The following is a 19422-nucleotide window of genomic DNA, read 5'->3' on the forward strand; positions in this document are numbered from 1 at the left end:
TGGCCCGCCAAGGGCGGCACCCGGCGTCCGCCGCACGGCACCGGCCCCGGCCCGCGCGCCGCCCTCCGGTACGCGTCCCCCGCCCGCGACGTAGTACCCGACCGTCGTCCCGCGACGGCAGCCGCACCTTTCGGAGGAGCCACCCGGTGACCCGCACGCCCTCGTCCCACCCCCCGGTCGTCCTGGTGCTGCGCGCGCTCGGGCTCGGCGATCTGCTGGCCGGTGTGCCCGCGCTGCGCGGCGTCCGGCGGGCCTTTCCCGGCCATCGGACCGTCCTCGCCCTGCCGCCGGGCCTCGCCGAACCGGCGCTCGCCACCGGGGCGGTCGACGCCGTGTTCCCGGCCGAGGCCCCGGGGCGGGCGGTGCCCTCCCTCACGCACTGGACCGGCCCGCCGCCCGACGTGGCGATCGACCTGCACGGCAACGGCCCCGAGAGCCGCGACGCCCTCGCGGCCGTACACCCGCGCAGGCTGCTCGCCCACGCCGGCCCGGACGGTCCGCCCTGGCAGGCCCGCCTCCACGAACGGGACCGCTGGTGTGCCTTCCTGCACGCCTACGGCATCCCCGCCGACCCCCTGGACCTGCGTCTGCCCCGGCCCGCGACGCCGTCCCCGGCGCCGGGCGCGGTGGTCGTCCACCCTGGCGCGGCCTCGGGCTCCCGCCGCTGGCCGGGGGAGCGGTTCGCCGCCGTCGTACGGTGCCTGCGCGCGGCCGGACACCCTGTCGTGCTCACCGGCGGACCCGGTGAGGACGCCCTCGTGCGTTCCGTCGCCGAGCGCAGCGGACAGCGGGCCCGTGACGTGCTCACCGGCGGCCTGCCGTACGCGGAGCTGTCCGCACTGGTGGCCGAGGCGTCCCTGGTGCTCAGCGGCGACACCGGTCTGGCGCATCTCGCGGTCGCCCACGGCACCCGCTCCGTCACCCTCTTCGGCCCCGTCTCCCCCCACCTGTGGGGGCCGCCCGCGAGCCCGGCCCACCTGGCCCTGTGGAAGCCCGGCCCGCCCGGCGACCCGCACGGCCGCACCCCCGACGCCCGCCTGCTGCGCATCGGCTCCGGGGAGGTCGCCGCGGCCTGCCTGACGCTGCTCCGGCCGGCCGGCAGCGGCTCCCGGCCGGCCGGACCGGAGGTGGCGCATGTCCACTGAGCCCGCCGCCGGCCGCACCCGCAGGGCCACCGCCGCGCCGGACCCGCGGATCACCGTCGCCGTCATCACCCGCGACCGGGCCGCCAGCCTGCTGCGTACGCTCGACGCGCTGGCCGAGCTGCCCGAGCGGCCCCCGGTCATCGTCGTCGACAACTCCCGTGACGACACCACCCGCAGGGCCGTGCGCGCTCACCCGGCCCTCACCCGTCTGCTGCGGCCCGCGGCCAACACCGGCGCGCTCGGCCGCAACCTGGCCGTCCGGCACGCCCGCACCCCCTATGTCGCCTTCAGCGACGACGACTCCTGGTGGGAGCCGGGCAGCCTGCGCCGCGCCGCCGACCTCCTCGACCACCATCCTCGCCTCGGTCTGCTCGCCGCCCGCACGCTGGTCGGCGAAGAGGCCGCCGAGGACCCCCTGAACGCCGTCCTCGCCGCCTCGCCCCTGCCCCTCGAACCCGACCTGTGCGGCCGCCCGGTGCTCGGCTTCCTCGGCTGCGCCTGCGTGGTGCGCCGGGAGGCCTTCCTCGCCGTCGGCGGCTTCCACCCGCTGCTCTTCTTCGGCGGCGAGGAGACCCTGCTCGCCTACGACCTGGCCGCCGAGGGCTGGGGCGTCGCCTACGAACCCACGCTGCGCGCCCGCCACCACCCCGAGGACCACGGCCGCACCGGACGCCCCTTCCTCGTCCGCCGCAATCACGTGCTGACCACCTGTCTGCGCCGCCCCTGGCCCGTGGCCCTGCGAGCCGGCACCGACCTCGCCGTGGCCGCCGCGGCCGGCCGCCCCGGTGCGCGCCGCGCCCTGAAGGAGACCCTCGTGCGCTTGCCGGCCGCCCTGGCCCGCCGCCGCACCCTGCCCCCGCACGTCGAACACGCCGCCCGCCTGCTCGACCGGCAGGCGGCCGTACGCCCGCAGGAAGACCCCGCACGATGACCCGGACCGCCCCCGACGACCGCACGACCGTCGTCGTGATCACCCACAACCGCCGCGAGGAACTGCTGCACACCCTCGCCCTGCTGGACCGGCTCCCCGAGCGCCCCCGCGTGATCGTCACCGACAACGCCTCGACCGACGGCACCGCCGAAGCGGTCGCCCACGAGTTCCCCCAGGTGACGCTGCTGCGCCCGGGCCGCAACCTGGGCGCCATCGGCCGCAACCTCGCCGTCCGGCACGTCCGCACGCCCTACGTCGCCTTCTGCGACGACGACACCTGGTGGGAGCCCGGCAGCCTGCGCCGCGCCGCCGACCTGCTCGACGCCCGGCCCCGCCTCGCGGCCGTCACCGCGCGGATCGTCGTGGAACCCGACGGCACCGAGGACCCCGTCGTACGCGAACTCCGCGAGTCCCCGCTGCCCGGACCCGACTGGCTCCCGGGCCCCGCCCTCGGCTCGTTCCTCGCCGCCGCCACCGTGCTGCGGACCGAGGCCTTCCGCGCGGGCGGCGGCTTCCACCCAGGGCTGTGGCTCGGCGGCGAGGAGGAACTCCTCGCCTGCGACCTGCTGCGACAGGGCTGGTGGCTCGCCTACGCCGAGGACCTCACCGTCCACCACCACGCCTCCCGGCTGCGCGACAGCACGGCCCGCCGCGTCCTCGGCCTGCGCAACACGCTGTGGTTCACCTGGCTGCGCCGCCCGCTGCTGCCGGCGCTGCGCCGCACCGGGCACCTGATGCGGACCGTGCCCCGGGACGCCGCCTCCGCCCGCGCCTTCGCCCACGCCACCGCCGGACTGCCCTGGGTGCTGCGCCAGCGCGACCCCGTACCGCCGGACCTGGAACGTCGGCTCGCGGCGCTGGAGCGGGCCCGCCGGAATTCGCCCGCACGGCGGTATGTCGGCTGAACCGCATCCGGCGCGACACGCCCGGCCCGAGTCGTTGCGCCGGGCGCGGGGCGCAGGCACAGTGAACTCCCCGGTCAAGACGCGGCTGGCTGCTCCGATCCTTCCCCGCCCAGGAAGCCCGATCCCCATGGATGACGGTCAGCGCCCCCGTGCCCGGTTCCGCCCCGGCGGCCCGGCCCCGATACTCCTGCAGACCGTGCACGAGCACCGCCCCGAACTCGGCGCGGTCAGCGTCCTGAAGGCCCGGGGCACGGTCGACGCCTCCAACGCCGGGGAGTTCTCCGAGGCGCTCGCCGAGCACATCGCCCAGGCCGACAGAGCCGGCGAACACCCCGTGCTGGACATGACCGAGCTGTACCTCGGCTGCGCTGCCGCGGTGCGCGCCGTCGACCGGGCCACCGGGATCCTCGCCTTCTCCGGCCGCGCCCTGCCCGTCGTACAGCCCCGGCCGCATGTACGCGAGGCGCTGCGCGCCGCCGGGCTGCCGGGCGTGCGGGCCCACGCCACGATGGCGTCCGCACTGAGCTCCCTGCAGGAACCCCTGGAGGCGGCACGACGCGCGAGCCCGCGGCCCGGCGGCGCCGCCTGGTGAGCACACCGGCGGGCGCCCGTCCGGCGCGGTGCATGGCGCGATCGCGGGTCGGACACCTACCGTGCACAGTGGTCAGGAAGAGGCCTCTCGAGTCTTCTGCGACGTCCTGATCCCGGTGATGCCATGAAACCCTCTTCCGACCCGCCCGCCGCCCCGGCCCCGCTCGTCATCGAGTCGTCCGTCGTGGAGGGACTGCCCGCCGAGGGAGCGCTGCTGCTGCGCATGTCGGGCAGCCTCGACGCCGCGGGGGCCGAGGCCTGGTCGGCGGAGCTGCGCGGCCACCTCGAAAAGGCGGACCGCGCGGGCCTGCGCCCCGTCCTCGACATGGCCCATGTGCAGCTCGGCGGTGCCGCCGTGCTGCACACGCTCAGCGAGACCACCCGGTCGCGCCCCGGACGCCCGGACCTGATCATCGTCCGCGCCCGGCCCGGAGTGCGCGAGGCGGTGCACCTGGCCCGGCTGAACGGCGTACGGCTCTACGCCACCCTCGACGAGGCGCTGCGGGAGCTCGCCCGCACCGCCTCCCGCGTGGAGGACCTGCCCGCCTGGCGGTCGCAGATGGCGGATCCGCTGCGGCCCAGTTACGAGGACCTGCGCAAGGAGGTGCGCGCGCTGCGTGCCCGGGTGCGCACCGCGCCGGTCATCGGCATGGCGCAGGGCGTGCTCATGGTCCGCTACGGCCTGCCCGACTCCGGCAGCGCCTTCCGGGTGCTGCGCGAGGCCTCGCAGCGGTTCAACGTGCCGCTGCGCGTCCTGGTCTCCGCGGTGGTCGTGGCCCGGCCCCCGGACGGCGAGGTGTGGTTCCCGGGCCGGCGCTCCCTGCCCGTGCCGCAGCTGCGGATCCTGGCCCGCGACGGCCGGGATCCCCGCTACCGCCGGCAGATGACCGACGCCGTGCTGCACGAGGCGCTGTCCATCGGGCGGGCGCCGGCCGGGTACGTGCGCTTCGTCGACCCGGCCGCGAACACGCTGATGCTGGAGACCCACCACGGCTGCCCGGAGACGTTCGTCGACCACCTCGTGCGCGGCCGGGACGAGGGTACGGCCGATGCGGTGGCGCGACTGCGCGGACGCCCGGTGAGCGTGCCCGAGGTGGCCGCCGACGCGCTGCTCTCCGAGGAGTTCCGGCGCGTCCTGCTGACCACGGGCACCGGCGCCCTGCAGAGCGTGCCGGTGCTGTCCTCGGCCGGCTCCTGCACCGGCGTGATCACCCTGCACTGGCCCGACGCCGGCCACCGGCCGACCGCCCCCCAGGCCGAGGCCCTCGGCCTGCTGGCCTGCGAGACGGCGGCCTGGCTGAGCTGGTACCACCGCTCGGTACTCCTCGACGCCCTCGAACACCTCCACCGGGCGGCGAGCGGTTCCGCCCCCTCGCCCGCCGCATCCGTCGAGGAGGGCGCGGATGATCCGCACGGCTCTGGGAACCCGGCCCGTGCACGCATCCCGCACCACCCGGAGGGAGTCCGGCGCATGTCCAATCCGCAGCAGCCCGAACAGCGGCGCAGTGACAAGGGAGGCGCCACCCCGCAGGACAGCGGCGAGCGGAAGGCCCGCCAGACGGCCGACCGGAGCGGGCGCCCGCACGGCTCGGACAAGGGCCAGAAGGGCGGCGGCGAGGGCGGCGGCGTACCTCCGTCCCAGCGCCCCGACCACCCCTGACCTCCCACGTGCCCTGCTCCCGGGCCCCGGCCGGCGCCTGAGCGCCCGCCGGGGCCCGAGCCGTCCGCCGCGCTCGGCGGCCACCCAGCCGTCACACCCCCCGTCAGCGGCCTGTACAACGCTTCAGGTCAGTACAGCTAGGCACAGCTAGGCTCCCCGATATGCGGATCTCCGTCTCCTCCGACATGGACGAGCCCGTGGCCCGTCTCCTGGTCGCCGAGTTGCAGCGCCGAGGCCACGAGGTGCGGGCGTACGGCGCGCTGCGGCCAGGCGCCGACGCGCAGTGGGCGGTCTGCTCCGAGGCGGCTGCCCGGGACGTGGCCGAGGGCACCGCCGATCAGGCGGTGGTGTGCTGCTGGACCGGCACGGGCGCGTCCATCGCGGCCAACAAGGTGCCCGGGGTACGCGCGGCGCTGTGCACGGACGCCGTCACCTCGGACGGCGCGCGCCGCTGGAACGACGCCAACGTCCTCGCGCTGAGCCTGCGGCTGACCTCGGAACCGCTGCTGAAGGAGATCCTCGACGCCTGGTTCGCGGCGGAGCCCAGCCAGGATCCCGAGGACCGGCAGAACGTGGCCCGCGTCGGCCGCCTGGACGCCGCCCGGAAGGTTTCCTAGGGCCTGGGGGCGTACGGCGGTCCGGCGCGGGCCGGGTCGGGATGTCAGTGGGCGCCCAGTCCGCCGCCACCGAACGAACCGCTGGAACCCTTGCTCCAGCGCGGACGGTCCTTCGACTCGCTCGGCTTGGAGTCCATGTTGCTCAGCTCGTAGGGGGTGAGCGGTCGGCCGCCCTTGGGGGTCTGGGGAACTTCCTGGGACTCTCTGTTCTCCCGTAGTTCGCGCACCGGGCCGTCCGGCGGCAGCTTGGGCTGTTCCTCGGGCCGGGGCCGGGGAGACTCGCGGTACTTGACGCGGGAGTTCATCCAGAAGCCGCCGGCGAGCAGCGCCAGGACGCCCACGGCCACGATGAACAGGACAAGGCTCATCAGGCCGCTCGCTGCGGCCAGCTGCATCGATGCGGTACTCATAGGAGAGAGATACCCCGCCCAGAACCGGACGAACCGGACGCAATGCGTGACGGCGGCGCACATAGGGCGATCTCTGGACACGGGCGCCGCTCCGCCCGTACGGTGGTTTGCCGTCCTGTACCCCGGCTACCCGCATGATGTGACATCGCCCACTTCGCAGCAGCTGTACCGGTTCCTGGAAGACCGCTTCGCCTGTGCGCAGGCGTGCACCGAGTGCGCCAGGGCCTGTGCGGTGCGCGCGAGCCTGGTCGACCCGGACGGCACCGAGCGGCAGGAGCGGGTGCGCAGACTGGGCATCATGTGCGCAGAGGTGTGCGACTCCACGTGCCGCACCCTGTGCGAGGAGAGCCGGCAGGACGAGGACGAGATCCGGGTCCGGCTGGAGTGGTGCCGCTCCGCCTGTCTGGAGTGCGCCCGCGCCTTCGACGACCAGCCGGGCGCCGAGTCCGCCGCAGGCACCTGCAGGGCCTGCGCCGACGCCTGCGCGGAGTTCCTGCGGAGTCTCGTGTGACCGTTCGCGGGGAATCCGGGTCGTGAGGAATCCGGGGATTCCCCCGGGACTCCTCATTCCCTATTTCTGAAACACGTTCTACGGTGTGCGCCGTCAGGACCGCCCTTGGGGAGCCTGGAGGCGCCGTGCATCTCGACCACACGCCCGAGCAGCAGCGACTGCGCGCGGAACTGCGCGCCTACTTCGCGGAACTGGTTCCGGACCACGCCTACGCCCGGTACGCCGACCCGGCCGCGCAGAAGCGGTTCTACCGGGAGACCATCCGCCGGCTCGGCACCGACGGCTGGCTCGGCGTCGGCTGGCCGGAGGAGTACGGCGGGCGCGGCATGACGGCGATGGAGCAGTTCATCTTCTTCGACGAGGCCGCCCAGGCCGGCGTACCGCTGCCGCTGATGGCGCTGAACACGGTGGGCCCGACGCTCATGCGGTTCGGCACCGAGGAGCAGAAGGCGTACTTCCTGCCGCGCGTCCTCTCCGGCGAGATCGACTTCGCCATCGGCTACAGCGAACCGGATGCCGGCACCGACCTCGCCTCCCTGAAGACCAGGGCCGTACGCGAGGGGGACGCGTACGTCGTCAACGGGCAGAAGATCTGGACGACCAACGGCGACACCGCGGACTGGGTCTGGCTCGCCGTGCGCACCGACCCCGCCGCCCCGCCGCACAAGGGCATCACCATGCTGCTGGTGCCGACCTCCGACCCGGGCTACTCCTGCACACTCATCACCACGCTCGCCTCCCACGACACCACCGCCAGCTACTACGAGAACATCCGCGTCCCGGTCTCCCGCCGCGTGGGCGAGGAGAACCAGGGCTGGCGGCTGATCACCAACCAGCTCAACCACGAACGCGTCACCCTCGCCGCGCACGGCACCATGGCCGTCCGTGCCCTGCACGACGTCCAGCGCTGGGCGACGGAGACGAAACTCGCCGACGGCCGACGCGTGGTGGATCTGGGCTGGGTGCGCCGGCTGCTCGCCCGCACGCACACCCGGCTCGACGCGCTGAAGCTCCTGAACTGGCAGATGGTCACGGCCGTCCAGGACGGCACGCTCACCCCGCAGGACGCCTCCGCAGTCAAGGTCTACGGCTCCGAGGCCCGCCGCGACGCCTACGCCTGGCTCATGGAGATCGTCGGGGCCGCGGGACCGCTGAAGGAGGGCTCGGCGGGTGCCGTCCTGCACGGCGAGCTGGAGCGCGGCTACCGCTCGGCGGTCATCTTCACCTTCGGCGGCGGCAACAACGAGATCCAGCGCGAGATCATCTCCTGGATCGGCCTGGGGATGCCGAGGGTACGGCGTTAGCCTGCTGCGACCACCACCTTTAGTTGTCACAAACCGGGGATAGTTGGCACCAAGATCACCGGGTTTCCTCAGGGTGCGCAGCCCGAGGCGCACGCCGCGATCGACGGTGGCGCTACGCCTTGGTGAAAGGCCAGCAGGCAACTGGCTCGGCGGTCACCCGGTGGCGCTCGGAGGCGGTGAGCGCGACGGGCACGGCGGGGGCGAGGGGCACGGAATGAAGGCGGCCGATCGTCGGGGCACGGGCGGGCAGCAAGCCGCACCCGTACCCCCGTCGGGCCGGTCCGTGTTGTCGGCGCGGGGAGAACCCCGCCGATTTCCTCTGGCGCGGCAGGACTCCTTGGCGGCTGACGGAGGGTCCGGGGGTCAGTCGAGGGTGACGACCATCTTGCCGAGGGCTTCTCCGGCCTCCATGGTCCGGTGGGCTTCGACGATCTCGTCGAACCGGAACACCCGGGTGGGGCGGGCCCGGAGGGCACCTACGTTGACCTTGGCGTAGATCTCGTCCAACGGTACGTCGGTGAGCGGGAATGCAGGGGTGCCCAGGACGAAGGCGCTGCCGAAGAAGCTGAGTCGGACTCCGCTGGGGAGATCGGCGATCGGGTCGAAGTCCCGCACCGGCTCGAATCCGCCCAGGAAGCCGAGCTGGCACACCTGGCCGCGTGGCCGGACCAGGGCCAGCGAGTCGCGCAGGGCGCTGTTGCCGACGACGTCGAACACCGCGTCGACGCTGACCTCCCGTTCCGAGACCTGGTCGGCGAGCGCGCCGTCGTCGATGAGCACGTCAGCGGCCCCGAGCTCCTTCAACAGTGGCGCTCGCTGCGGGTCCCGGGTCGTGGCAAGCACGGTCGCGCCGTGGTCGACCGCGAGGTTGACGGCGGCTTGGCCGAGCGAGGAGGTCGCTCCCCTCACCAGGACGGTCTCACCCGGTCGTAGGTCCAGATTGCCGAACAGGCCGCTCCACGCCGTCGCGTACACCTCGGGCACCGCTGCCAGATCGGCCCAGTCCAGCGACGAGCGCACGGCCACCACATTGGTCGCCGGCACGGTCACCAGCTCCGCGTAGCTTCCGTTGCGGGTCCGTCCCATGCCGCCGAGGATCGCCACCACCCTGGTCCCGACGGGGAGTTCACCGGATGGGTCTGCCTCGACCACCCCGGCGCACTCGATCCCGGGGACGGCGGCGACCTTCCCCCAGGCGCCGCTGCGCATGTACGCCTCGGCGTGGTTGAGGCCGAACGCCTTGACCCGGATCAGCACTTCGTCATCGGCGGGCGCCGGGTCGGGCAGTTCGGTGAGGGTGAGAACCTCGGGGCCGCCGTAGGCGGAGATGACGATGGCCTTCATGTCCCAGCTCCATTCTTGAGTACTTATTCAACTATTGATGCAAAGAAAGAGCCACCGCGTACGGTGGCCCGTGTGCCCGGCCGTCAGGCGAGAGCAGCGAAGGCGTTGTCGACGATCGCCCGCAGGAGCGTCTCGTCGGGATTCGCCTTCCCGACGACCATCAGCCCCTGGCATGTCGCGACCAGCAGCTTGGCGCTGCCGGCGCAGTCCAGCGAGGCGCGCACCTGACCCCTGCGAGCCGCGTTCTCCAGCGCGTGGGTCATGCACCGTTCGAGCCGGGCCATGTGGCCACGCACGACGGCCGCTGCCTCGTCGTCCTCGGCGGCCTTCTCGATCGCCGTGTTGACGAGCAGGCAGCCTCGTCGACCCTCGGGGCTGAGCAGGTCGCGCACCAGCCCGTCGAAGTAGCCGCGGATCTCGGCCACCGAGGCGCCCGAAGCCTCCAACTCGCCCAGCTTCTCGGGGACGACCAGCCTCGAGTAACGCTCCAACGACTTCAGGAACAGCGCGTGCTTACCGCCCGGGAAGGCGCTGTAAAGGCTCCCCGGCTTGACCCCGGTCGCCGTCACCAGATCCTCGATGGACGTCGCCCGGTACCCGCGTTCCCAGAACCGCAGCATGGCCGCGTTCAGGACGGTGTCGGGCTCGAACTCTCGAGGTCTGGGCATGGGGCAAACATACATGAGTGACCATTCAAGAACAACTGCCGGCGTCCGGAGTAAGGGTTCTGCGGCCACGCGAGGCGTGACCGCCGCCAGTGGCGCCGGCGTCCGACCCTCGGGTTGGCGAGCTCCGGGGCGTGCCGCACGTCCTGGACAGGGCGCTGCCTCTACCTCGCGAGACAAGAAGGCGTGGTGGGTGTCGAGTCCCGGCTGGGTGAGGAGGGCTCCGGATCGGGCCAACCGAGCGCAGCGAAGTGACGGGCGCCTGCAGGCGCCGGCGGGGCCCTACCGGGAAGCGGCTCCCAGGGAGCCACGTGCACGGTGGCCGTCTACTGGTCGGCCGGAGTGATCCGGCGGCCCGTGAGCCTCGTGGGCCGGATCGACACCCACATGTCGCGCTGCCCGCCGGCCCACGGTGTCGTGTGCGCGTGTCGGCTGAGCCTGCGCACGGCCTCCGGCTCGGTCACCACGCGTGCCGGGCCGACGGCAAGCACGCTCCAGCCCTGGCTCAGGGTCTCGTCCACGTGATCGACCTCGAAGGCGACCTCCTTTTCCGCGGCCGTGGCGGTCACGGAGTCGGGCGTGGTCCGGAAGACGATGGTGTCTTCGACCACCTCGTAATTGACCGGGACGACTACTGGGCGGCCGTCGGGCGCCGACACCGCCACGCGGCCCACGCCGTGTGTGGAGAGCAGGGTGCGGCACTCCTCTGGGCCCAGGTCTCGCAGCTGGGGGTGGAGCAGTGCGTGGCCCTGGCCGGGTGGGAGATCCATGCCTCCGCCTCGCAGTGCGGCGACCGTGGTGCCGAGTGCGTCGGCCAGCCTGACGAGCGTTGCCAGAGTCGGGTCGGCGGGGCTTTCTTCGAGATACGCGAGGTAGTCGTGTGACATGCGGGCGCGGCCCGCTGTTTCCACTCGGCTGAGCCCAAGTCTGCGGCGCTCCGCCTCCACACGTCGACCGATGTCGCCGGGATTGCCTGCCCCGGTCGAACGCGTCGCGGCGGTAGGGACCCCCAACCGCCCCTCCTCCGTCGACACCGGTTGCGCATGCTCCAGATGGCGGATGTGAGCATCGGGCCCGGGGAAGACGAGCGTCACTTCGTCCGTGTCCGACCAGCGCACGTCGTAGGGGGGTGTTCCGTCCTCGTGATGCAGTCCGACAATCTCGCCGTCGCGCCTGGCGCCGCCGGTCGCCGGACGTTCGATGACGAGTTGGTCGCCGAGGTGAGCTCGCATGATCGCCGCCCTCTCCGCAGGATGGTGCTGTATCCAACCTGCCACGTGGGCCACCGGACCGCACGGGGCGACAGCCCTCCCACCTCAATGCGAGATTCAGCTGGACAGCGGTGGTGCCGGAGCACACTCCCCGGCGCCCACGGAGGCAGCGCGGATGACGTCCAAACAGCGCCTGTCTCCTCTCGGCCGGGCTCCACGACTCGCGCCGGGCCCTGCGGCCCGATCGGCATGCGCCGGGGCGAGGACCGGAGGATCCTCGAAGGGAGAGGCTCGGAGCGACCCTGTTGCAGGCGACGTCGGCCTCCGTCACGTAAGAACCTGGAGGGACGGTGAACGCACCCGACCGAGTGGGCGGTCCGGTGAACCGGCCCAGCCTTCGCTCCTCCGGAGCCGACGCGTCCACGGTCCACCCGGGTGCGACACAGCCGTTCCCACGCGCCGGGGTGTGCGAGACCCACACCGCGACACTGTTCTTCGTCGGCGACCGGGCTTACAAGTGCAAGAAGCCGGTCGCACCGGGTTTCCTGGACTACACCACCGTCGCTGCCCGACAGGCCGCGTGCGAGCGCGAGATCACCCTCAACCGCCGGTTCGCACCCGATGTCTACGTGGGCCTGGGCGAGTTCCGCAGCCCCGATGCGGAGGCGCCCGAACCGGTCGTGGTGATGCGCCGCATGCCGGAGGACCGCCGCCTCTCCCGCCTCGTACGGGCAGGGGCCACCGTGGACGACACCCTACGCACGGTCGCGCGGCACCTGGCCGTGTGGCACGCGGCCGCGCCCCGCGGTCGGGACGTGGACGAACAAGGCTCGCGCGACGCACTGTCGGGACGATGGGAGGCGAGCTTCGCGCAGCTGCACGCCTTGTCCGCGGAGGGCACCGTGCCGGACTGCCTGCCCGAGACCGAGCGGCTGGTACGCCGCTATCTCGCCGGTCGCGCCCCGCTGTTCGACGCCCGTATCCAGCAGGGCAGGGTGGTGGACGGCCACGGAGATCTGCTCGCCGAGGACGTCTTCTGCCTGGACGACGGCCCCCGTGTCCTCGACTGCCTGGAGTTCGACGACCATCTCCGCTATGTCGACGGCCTCGACGACGCCGCCTTCCTCGCCATGGATCTGGAGCAGCTCGGCGCCCCGGAAGCCGCGGCCTACTTCCTCGCCCGGTACGGCGAGTACTCCGCGGACCCCGCGCCCGCCTCCCTGTGGCACCACTACGTCGCCTACCGCGCCTTCGTCCGCGCCAAGGTCTCGGTGATCCAGGCCCGCCAGGGCACGCCCGGCGCGGAAGCTGCGGCACGACGGCTCGCCTCCCTGGCGCTGCGCCATCTGCGCACCTCCGCCGTCTGCCTCACCGTCGTCGGTGGCCTCCCCGGAAGCGGGAAGTCCACCCTCTCTGGAGCGCTGGCCGACCGGCTGGGAGTCACCCTGCTCAGCAGCGACCGCATCCGCAAGGAACTCGCCGGCATCCCCGCGGAACAGTCCGCCTCCGCCGGCTACGGCGAGGGTCTCTACACGCCCGAGTGGACGGCCAGGACCTACGCAGCTTTGCTCGACCGCGCGGCCCTGCTGCTGTCCTCCGGCGAGTCCGTCGTCCTCGACGCCACCTGGGCGGATGCCACCCAGCGGGAAGCCGCCGCACACGTGGCCGAACGCACCAGCGCCGACTTGGTGGCGCTGCACTGCCATGTGCCGGACACCGTGTCCGCGGCCCGCTTGAGCACACGAACCGCCGGTCCCTCCGACGCGGGCCCCGACATCGCCGCCGCCATGGCGGCCAGGGAACCGCCGTGGCCGGCGGCCGTCCCCATCGACACCAGCGGTGCGCTGGAGCGCGCGGTCGCACAGGCGCTCACGGTCGTACGTCCGTGGGGCACCGGCCAGGCCCCGGTTTTCCGCCGCCCCTACATGGAGCCGGACTGAGCCGAGCGGGCCGCGTCCCGTGGGAGGGAGCAGCACTGGGATGACCGTGTTTTCAAGGAAGCGAGGGAGTGAGTTCGGTGCGAGCGCTCGTCTACCACGGCCCGGCACACACCTCCTGGGACACCGTCCCCGACCCCGTGATCGAGGAGGCGACCGACGCCGTGGTGCGCGTCGACGCGACCACCGTTTGCGGTACTGACCTGCACATCCGCCGCGGTGACTTCCCCGAGGTGAGCCCGGGGACGGTGCTCGGCCACGAGGCGGTCGGAGAGGTGGTGGAAACTGGTGGACAGGTTCACCACCTGCGCCCCGGCGATCAGGTGATCGTGTCGGCCGTGTCGGCCTGCGGCGGGTGCAGGGAGTGCCACGACGCCAGGTACGGGCAGTGCCGGGGCGGCGGGGGATGGATCCTGGGCAATCTGATCAACGGCACACAGGCCGAGCTGGTGCGCGTGCCGTTCGCCGACCACTCCACCACCCGACGGCCCTCCGACCTCCCTCTCGACAACGCCGTACTGCTCGCCGAACTCCTCCCCACCGCCTATGAGGTCGGGATCCGGAACGGACATGTCGGCCCCGGAGACACCGTCGTCGTGGTGGGCGCCGGTCCCGTCGGCCTCGCCTCGGTCGTCGTCGCGCGGTTGTACTCGCCCCGCAGGATCATCGTCGTCGACCAGGCCGATGCCCGCCTGGAGACCGCCGCCCGACTGGGCGCGGATGCCGCCGAATCGCCGGGAAAGATGATCGCCGACCTGTCCGAGGGGCCGGGCGCGGACGTGGTCATCGAGGCGTCCGGGGATCCGGACGGCTTCGTGCTGTGCACGCGCGCCGTCCGCACGGGAGGGCACATCGCCAACATCGGGACACACGGGAGACCGGCGACCCTGCACCTGGAGTCTCTCTGGCGCAAGAACCTCACCATCAGCACCGGCCAGGTCGACACGTCCTCCACACCCTGGCTGCTGGAGCTGATGCGGTTCGGCCGTCTGCCCGTCTCACCGCTGGTCACCCACACCCTCGCCCTCGACCGGATGGAGGACGCCTACGAGGTGTTCGCGCACGGCACCAGCACGGGCGCCCTCAAAGTCGTGCTGCACCGCGAGTGGCCCCAGGTGCGGACCTAGGGGGGTCGAAGGTCCCTCCGACCCGAGCCGAAAAGCCCTCCCTGCTACGGCCCCCGGGTGCGACGGTGAAGTTCATCCCGCTGTGCCGCGCGCTGTGGGCGGCCCCCATGAAAGGCGGTGGGGACGATGACACTTCCTCTGGTGGTGGGCGTAGACGGTTCGGACTCGTGCCTGTCGGCGGTCGACTGGGCTGTCGACGAGGCCGCCCGTCAGGTGCTTCCGCTCAGAATCGTGTACGCCTCCCTGTGGGAGCGCTATGAGACGGGCATCCCGTCGGTGAGCTCCGGGCGCCCGGATGAGCGGGTGCTGGCCGAGCACATCGTCGCCTCGGCGGCCGACCGCGTCGAACGGCGCGACCCGCACCTGAAGGTCACCACGGACATCATTCCGGAGGACGCTACGGCCGCTCTCGTGCGTGCGGGTGACGAGGCCTTCGCGCTGGTGGTGGGCTCGCGTGGCCGTGGGGGACTCAAGGGGGCGCTGCTCGGGTCCGTCGGGCTGGCCGTCGCCGCTCGCGCACACTGCCCGGTGATCGTGGTCCGCGGCGACCGGGCGGGCCTGGCGGGTACGCACGAGCGGATCCTGCTGGGGCTGGGCGACGCCGGCATGAGCACGGAGGCCGCGCGGTTCGCCTTCCGGGAGGCCGAGGTACGCGGCTGCGTCCTTGACGTGGTGCGCGCATGGCGCAGGCCCGCCTACGACAGGAGCGACGACCGGATACAGGCCGGAGGACCGGACGACACCTACGAGGAGCAGGCGTCCGCCGCGGTCGATGCTCTGCTCAGGGCAGCGACAGCCGAGCATCCACAGGTCCGGACGCGACCGGCGACGCTCGAGGGACCGGCCGGCAAGATCCTGGTGGAGCGGTCGGCGGCCGCGGATCTCGTGATCGTCGGTGCACGGCGCCGAGAGGGACACTTCGGATTCCAGCTCGGCTGCGTGAGTCACACGCTCCTGCACCATGCCCTGTGTCCGGTAGCAGTCGTGCCGCAACGGCAGTGACTGCCGGACAGGCTCCGCACTCGGATGCTCTCGACACGCCGCCACCTGCCGTCGGGCAACAGCGTCCGAACTTTGGCGGACCACCGGGCGGCGGATGCTGACGAACCACCGTCACCCGTCATGCCGCCGGATGCGTATCTCTGGCGGTGCGGCGACGGGTCCCGCAGCGTGGACAGCAGTGGTGGACCGGTCCGCCGGGCACAGACACCGAAGGACAGAGGTGGGACGCATGGACAAGGATGCCTCCGAGCGCCGCGTGGTGGTCGGCGTGGACGGGTCGCGGTCCTCCTACGAGGCCCTGCGCTGGGGCGTGCGCTATGCCGGCCTGGTCGGCGGCAGCGTGGAGGCCGTCGCGGTGTGGGAGCTGCCGGGCCTGTACGGCTGGTCGGCCCCCGCCGTGGACATGGACGTCGACGAGGACGAGACCCGGCAGAAGATGGACCAGGAGCTGGCCGACGTGCTCGGCGCGGACGCCGCCGGCTCGGTCCGCACGCGGGTGGTGCACGGCAACCCCGCGGACGTTCTGCTGCGGGCCGCGGACGGAGCCGAGGTCCTGGTTGTCGGCAGCCGGGGCAGGGGCGGCTTCGCGCGTGCCCTGCTCGGCTCGGTGAGCCAGCACGTGTCGCAGCACGCGAGCTGCCCGGTCGTGATCGTTCGTTCCGACAAGGAGTGAGACATGACCCGGACTCGGCCGGGCCCTGTCACTGGAAGGCCGCGTGGATCTCCTGCTCCGTCGCCTCGTGGGAGACGAGCAGGAGTTCGTCGCCGGGCAGCAGTCGTATCCCGGGGTGGGGGACCGTGGGGCGGCCGTCGCGTACGACGGTGGCGACGACGGTGCCTGTGGGCAGCACGATCTCGTCGAGAGTGCGCCCGGCGGCCCGGGACTCCACGGTGATCGCGGTCTCGATGACCTCGACGCCTGCCTTGCTCAGCCGCAGGAGCGCCACCGTGTCTGTGGCACCGGTGGCCTCCTCGATGAGGGAGATCAGCGGGGTGGCCGCGGGCACGGCCACGTCCACGCCCCACCGCTGGTCGAAGAGCCAGGCGTTCTCCTCCTCGTTGACGCGCGCGGCCACCCGTCCCACGCCGAACTGCCGCTTGGCCAGGAGGCTGATGACGAGGTTGTCCTCGTCGCGGCCGGTGGCGGCGACGACCAGATCGCAGGCATAGGCTCCCGCGTGCTCCAGGAGTGCCGGCTCGCAGGCGTCCCCGGCGACGACCCGTACGTGCGGCAGGTCGCCGAGTTCGGCCACCCGGTCGTCGTCGTGTTCTACGAGGGTGACGTCATTGCGGGCTGCGGACAGGACGTGGGCGACCTGGGTGCCGAGTCGGCCCGCGCCCGCGATCAGGACCTTCACGTTCCCAGCTCCTTGTCGAGGAAGCCGCTCAGCCGTCCCAGGGCCGTCGCCGCCACGCTGAAGGTGACCAGGTCACCGGGCTCGGCGAGGACACCGCGGGCGGGGAGCAGCGAACATCCGGCACGGGTGATCTCCACGACGCGGATCTCGCCGTCGACGTCGAACCCGGTCGTCTGCCGTCCGGTGAGGTAGGGCGGCAGCTGGGAGCGGACGAGAAGGGTTTCGCCGTTCCCGAAGGCGAGTTCGGGGGTGAGGTGGCGGTGCAGGAGCATCTGGTGGATGCGGTTGACGGCCCAGCGGACGCTGGAGATCGTCGGGATGCCCAGTTCCCGGTAGATGTCGGCGCGGCGCGGATCGTGGATGCGGGCGAGGATGATCGGTACCCGATACGTCTCCTTGGCGGTCCGCGCGCTGACGATGTTGCTGTTGTCCCCGGACGTGACGGCGACGAAGGCATCCGCATGGGCGATTCCGGCCGTCTCCAGGACGGGGCGGCTGAAGCCGTTGCCCACGTGGAAGGCGCCGGGGAAGCCGGGTGACAGATTCTTCTGCGCCTTGGGCTGCCGGTCGACGAGCCGTACGTCGTGACCCTCGGCGACGAGCTGCGTGGCCAGGGTGGCCCCGACCCGCCCGCAGCCCGCGATGATCACTCTCATCGCACTCCTCCCAACGGGGGTGTCCTCCGGCGCCGCAGCGTCCACTTCCTGCATTCCTCGGCGATGAGCAGCAGCGCTCCGAACGCTGCCAGGACCGCCCAGTCGGCGGGGACCAGAGGCGCGGTGTGGAATACCGCCTGCAGCGGCGGGGCGTAGCTGATGGCGGCCATCAGCCCGATGCCGAAGCAGCCGGCGGCCAGCAGCCAGGGGTTGGTCAGCAGACCGATCCGGAAGACGCTCTGCCGGTCGGTGCGCACGGCCAGCGCATTGAAGAACTGGCTGACGACGATGCCGGCCTGGACCATGGTGATCGCTTCCCGGTAGACGGGATCGTTCCTGGTGAAGTCCGCGTAGGGGATGCCGGAGGCGTGGATGTGCCAGAAGAAGACGGCGCACACGCCGATGGACTGGATGCCGCCGAGGAAGACGATGCGGCCCATGACGGTGGTCGAGAAGAGCCGCTCCCGGCGGGGCCGTGGCGGGCTGTTCATGACGTCGGGCTCCATCGGTTCCGCGCCGAGCGCCAGAGCGGGCAGTACGTCCGAGCCGAGGTCGATGGCCAGGATCTGCACGGCTGTGATCGGCACGAGTGGGAAACCGGCGAAGGTCGCGGCGAGGATCGGTACGAGCTCGGCGATGTGAGCGAGAAGACGAACGTGTCGACGAACGGCTGCCCGCTGGGCGCGCGCACGGCGAACACGACGGCTCCGCTCACCAGTGCCAGCCCCGCGACCCGGCGGGCCATGACGGCGACCTGCCGTTGCAACGGGGTCTTCCGCCTCGGGGCGGCAGCGGTGAGCCGGAAGATCCGCCCGAACTCGGTGCCCGTACCCGTGGCGAGCACGACGGCCTTGCCCGTGCCCGCGACCAGGTCGGTGCCCATCCACACGCAGTTGCGCGCCTCCAGTGACGGCCCGGGCGGCACGGCTTGTGCGACGCGGGCGACCGGAACGCTCTCACCGGTCAGCGCGGCATTGTTGACGGCGGCTTCCTGGGCCTCGACCAGCCGGCAGTCGGCCGGCACCGCGTCCCCGGCCTCCAGGACCACCACGTCGCCGGGCACCAGTTCCCGGGCGGACAGCTCCCGTCGCTCCCCGTCGCGCAACACGCGGCAGGTGTGCGGCACCATGCTCTGCAGGGACTCCGCCGTGCGCTCGGCGGAGTACTCCTGGTGAAACCGATGCCCGCGTTGAGCAGTACCACCCCGAGAATCGCCAGGGCCAGCTGGAGGGTCGCCGGATCCCGGGGCCGGCCGAGCCAGTAGGCGAGGAACGTGATCGCCGCGGAGACGAGCAGGACGACCGCGAAGAGGTCGGTGAACTGCGCGACGAGCCGACGCCACACCTGGCCGCGTTTTACGCCGGGCAACTCGTTGGAGCCGTATCGGCCCCGCCGTAGGGCTGCCTCGGTCGTCGTGAGGCCGCGTGGGGAGCTGTCGGTGGCGGTGAAGACGGCGGGTACGTCAAGAGTGGTGACGGATGCGGCGACGTCCTGCAGTTCCGGGGCCGGTACCGTCGCCGCGACGGCCTTCGGCGGCCCGACCCCGTGGACGGCTGCCGTCCGCTGCCGAGCCGGGGACGGGCTCATGCTCGCGTCTCCGAGGGAGGACCCGGACGCTCGTGCAGGACGCTCCAGGCGACCGGTCCCAGCAGGTCGGCAAGGTGCCGGAAGACGGTCGAGGAAGAGGTCGTCGACCGTCAGCACGCCCACCACGCGTCCCGCGGCGAGGACCGGAAGCCGACGGACGCCCGTGCGGCGGAACATCAGGTAGGCCTGTTGCAGGTCGTCGGCGGCTCCCACCGAGACGACCTGCGATGACATGACTGACTCCACCCGCGCCTGAACGGACAGGCCGTTCCCCACGCCGCGCACGGCGAGGTCCCGGTCGGTGACGATGCCGCACAGTTCTCCGTCCTCGACCACGAGAACCGAGCCGACGGCGTACTCGGCCATCTGCCGGGCCACCTCGGCCAGGGGAACGCCGGGTGGCACACACACCGGAGGAACGGTCATCTCCTCGGCGACCTTCATACGGCCACTCCTTACTC

The 19422-nt window shown here is 72.4% G+C and carries 21 protein-coding genes; 12 read left to right on the forward strand and 9 right to left on the reverse strand.

From position 1 onward, the window contains the following. Positions 1-146: 146 nt before the first annotated feature. The 6 genes from ABZ624_RS29675 to ABZ624_RS29700 all read left to right on the forward strand — a co-directional run bounded on the left by ABZ624_RS29675 (position 147) and on the right by ABZ624_RS29700 (position 5849). The gene (locus ABZ624_RS29675; RefSeq protein ID WP_360095540.1) at positions 147-1145 is read left to right on the forward strand and encodes a glycosyltransferase family 9 protein; all 999 of its coding nucleotides are present in this window, start codon (positions 147-149) and stop codon (positions 1143-1145) included. Next, positions 1135-2076, forward strand: a complete 942-nt coding sequence (locus ABZ624_RS29680) for a glycosyltransferase (protein WP_360095543.1) — start codon at positions 1135-1137, stop codon at positions 2074-2076. Before ABZ624_RS29675 ends, ABZ624_RS29680 begins: the two co-directional genes overlap by 11 nt. Continuing rightward, the gene (locus tag ABZ624_RS29685) at positions 2073-2981 is read left to right on the forward strand and encodes a glycosyltransferase (RefSeq protein WP_360095546.1); all 909 of its coding nucleotides are present in this window, start codon (positions 2073-2075) and stop codon (positions 2979-2981) included. The genes ABZ624_RS29680 and ABZ624_RS29685 overlap by 4 nt, the downstream gene beginning before the upstream one ends. Before the next feature lie 127 nt (positions 2982-3108). Beyond that, on the forward strand, positions 3109-3573 hold the full coding sequence (locus ABZ624_RS29690) for an anti-sigma factor antagonist (protein ID WP_360095549.1): 465 nt from the start codon (positions 3109-3111) through the stop codon (positions 3571-3573). Between the two features lie 123 nt (positions 3574-3696). Further along, positions 3697-5232 (forward strand): ANTAR domain-containing protein, encoded by a 1536-nt coding sequence (locus ABZ624_RS29695; protein WP_360095552.1) that lies wholly within the window; start codon positions 3697-3699, stop codon positions 5230-5232. Positions 5233-5393: 161 nt separating this feature from the next. Then, positions 5394-5849: an RpiB/LacA/LacB family sugar-phosphate isomerase gene (locus tag ABZ624_RS29700; protein WP_360095555.1), complete on the forward strand. Its 456-nt coding sequence runs from the start codon at positions 5394-5396 to the stop codon at positions 5847-5849. A gap of 44 nt (positions 5850-5893) precedes the next feature. Here ABZ624_RS29700 and ABZ624_RS29705 read toward each other — a convergent pair whose 3' ends face one another. Then, complete coding sequence (locus ABZ624_RS29705) at positions 5894-6259, reverse strand: DUF6479 family protein (RefSeq protein WP_360095558.1); 366 nt, start codon at positions 6257-6259, stop codon at positions 5894-5896. Positions 6260-6398: 139 nt separating this feature from the next. On the opposite strand from ABZ624_RS29705, the gene ABZ624_RS29710 reads away from it, so the two are divergent. Beyond that, entirely contained in the window at positions 6399-6770 is a 372-nt protein-coding gene (locus ABZ624_RS29710) for a ferredoxin (protein ID WP_360095561.1), read from the forward strand. Positions 6771-6895: 125 nt separating this feature from the next. Beyond that, a complete protein-coding gene (locus tag ABZ624_RS29715) occupies positions 6896-8074 on the forward strand; it encodes an acyl-CoA dehydrogenase family protein (RefSeq protein ID WP_360095568.1) in 1179 nt (392 codons plus the stop codon). A 363-nt stretch (positions 8075-8437) separates the two neighbouring features. Here ABZ624_RS29715 and ABZ624_RS29720 read toward each other — a convergent pair whose 3' ends face one another. From ABZ624_RS29720 to ABZ624_RS29730, 3 genes are all read right to left on the reverse strand, one after another. Next, on the reverse strand, positions 8438-9418 hold the full coding sequence (locus ABZ624_RS29720) for a zinc-binding dehydrogenase (RefSeq protein WP_360095571.1): 981 nt from the start codon (positions 9416-9418) through the stop codon (positions 8438-8440). Between the two features lie 83 nt (positions 9419-9501). Continuing rightward, positions 9502-10086 carry a helix-turn-helix domain-containing protein gene (locus ABZ624_RS29725; protein ID WP_360095574.1) on the reverse strand — a complete coding sequence of 195 codons (585 nt, stop codon included), beginning with the start codon at positions 10084-10086 and terminating at the stop codon, positions 9502-9504. Between the two features lie 323 nt (positions 10087-10409). Beyond that, positions 10410-11315, reverse strand: a complete 906-nt coding sequence (locus ABZ624_RS29730; RefSeq protein ID WP_360095577.1) for a pyridoxamine 5'-phosphate oxidase family protein — start codon at positions 11313-11315, stop codon at positions 10410-10412. A gap of 443 nt (positions 11316-11758) precedes the next feature. Between ABZ624_RS29730 and ABZ624_RS29735 the strand changes: the two genes are divergently transcribed. The 4 genes from ABZ624_RS29735 to ABZ624_RS29750 all read left to right on the forward strand — a co-directional run bounded on the left by ABZ624_RS29735 (position 11759) and on the right by ABZ624_RS29750 (position 16033). Further along, entirely contained in the window at positions 11759-13234 is a 1476-nt protein-coding gene (locus ABZ624_RS29735; RefSeq protein ID WP_360095834.1) for an AAA family ATPase, read from the forward strand. A gap of 77 nt (positions 13235-13311) precedes the next feature. Continuing rightward, positions 13312-14358, forward strand: coding sequence for an alcohol dehydrogenase catalytic domain-containing protein (locus ABZ624_RS29740; RefSeq protein ID WP_360095837.1), 1047 nt, complete (start codon positions 13312-13314; stop codon positions 14356-14358). 126 nt (positions 14359-14484) lie between these two features. After that, a complete protein-coding gene (locus tag ABZ624_RS29745; RefSeq protein ID WP_360095580.1) occupies positions 14485-15360 on the forward strand; it encodes a universal stress protein in 876 nt (291 codons plus the stop codon). 229 nt (positions 15361-15589) lie between these two features. Then, a complete protein-coding gene (locus ABZ624_RS29750) occupies positions 15590-16033 on the forward strand; it encodes a universal stress protein (protein ID WP_360095583.1) in 444 nt (147 codons plus the stop codon). A gap of 28 nt (positions 16034-16061) precedes the next feature. On the opposite strand, the gene ABZ624_RS29755 is transcribed toward ABZ624_RS29750, so the two are convergent. From ABZ624_RS29755 to ABZ624_RS29775, 5 genes are read right to left on the reverse strand one after another with little or no spacing between them, the layout of a single operon-like run. Then, a complete protein-coding gene (locus ABZ624_RS29755; protein ID WP_360095586.1) occupies positions 16062-16718 on the reverse strand; it encodes a TrkA family potassium uptake protein in 657 nt (218 codons plus the stop codon). Continuing rightward, on the reverse strand, positions 16715-17374 hold the full coding sequence (locus tag ABZ624_RS29760; RefSeq protein WP_360095589.1) for a TrkA family potassium uptake protein: 660 nt from the start codon (positions 17372-17374) through the stop codon (positions 16715-16717). Before ABZ624_RS29760 ends, ABZ624_RS29755 begins: the two co-directional genes overlap by 4 nt. Next, positions 17371-17961, reverse strand: a complete 591-nt coding sequence (locus tag ABZ624_RS29765) for a cation-translocating P-type ATPase C-terminal domain-containing protein (RefSeq protein ID WP_360095592.1) — start codon at positions 17959-17961, stop codon at positions 17371-17373. The genes ABZ624_RS29760 and ABZ624_RS29765 overlap by 4 nt, the downstream gene beginning before the upstream one ends. Further along, positions 17862-18455: a hypothetical protein gene (locus ABZ624_RS29770; RefSeq protein ID WP_360095840.1), complete on the reverse strand. Its 594-nt coding sequence runs from the start codon at positions 18453-18455 to the stop codon at positions 17862-17864. Before ABZ624_RS29770 ends, ABZ624_RS29765 begins: the two co-directional genes overlap by 100 nt. Continuing rightward, positions 18338-19405 (reverse strand): CBS domain-containing protein, encoded by a 1068-nt coding sequence (locus ABZ624_RS29775; protein ID WP_360095595.1) that lies wholly within the window; start codon positions 19403-19405, stop codon positions 18338-18340. The genes ABZ624_RS29770 and ABZ624_RS29775 overlap by 118 nt, the downstream gene beginning before the upstream one ends. Positions 19406-19422: the final 17 nt, after the last annotated feature.

The organism is Streptomyces sp. NPDC007205, assembly GCF_040634095.1.
Lineage (GTDB): Bacteria > Actinomycetota > Actinomycetes > Streptomycetales > Streptomycetaceae > Streptomyces.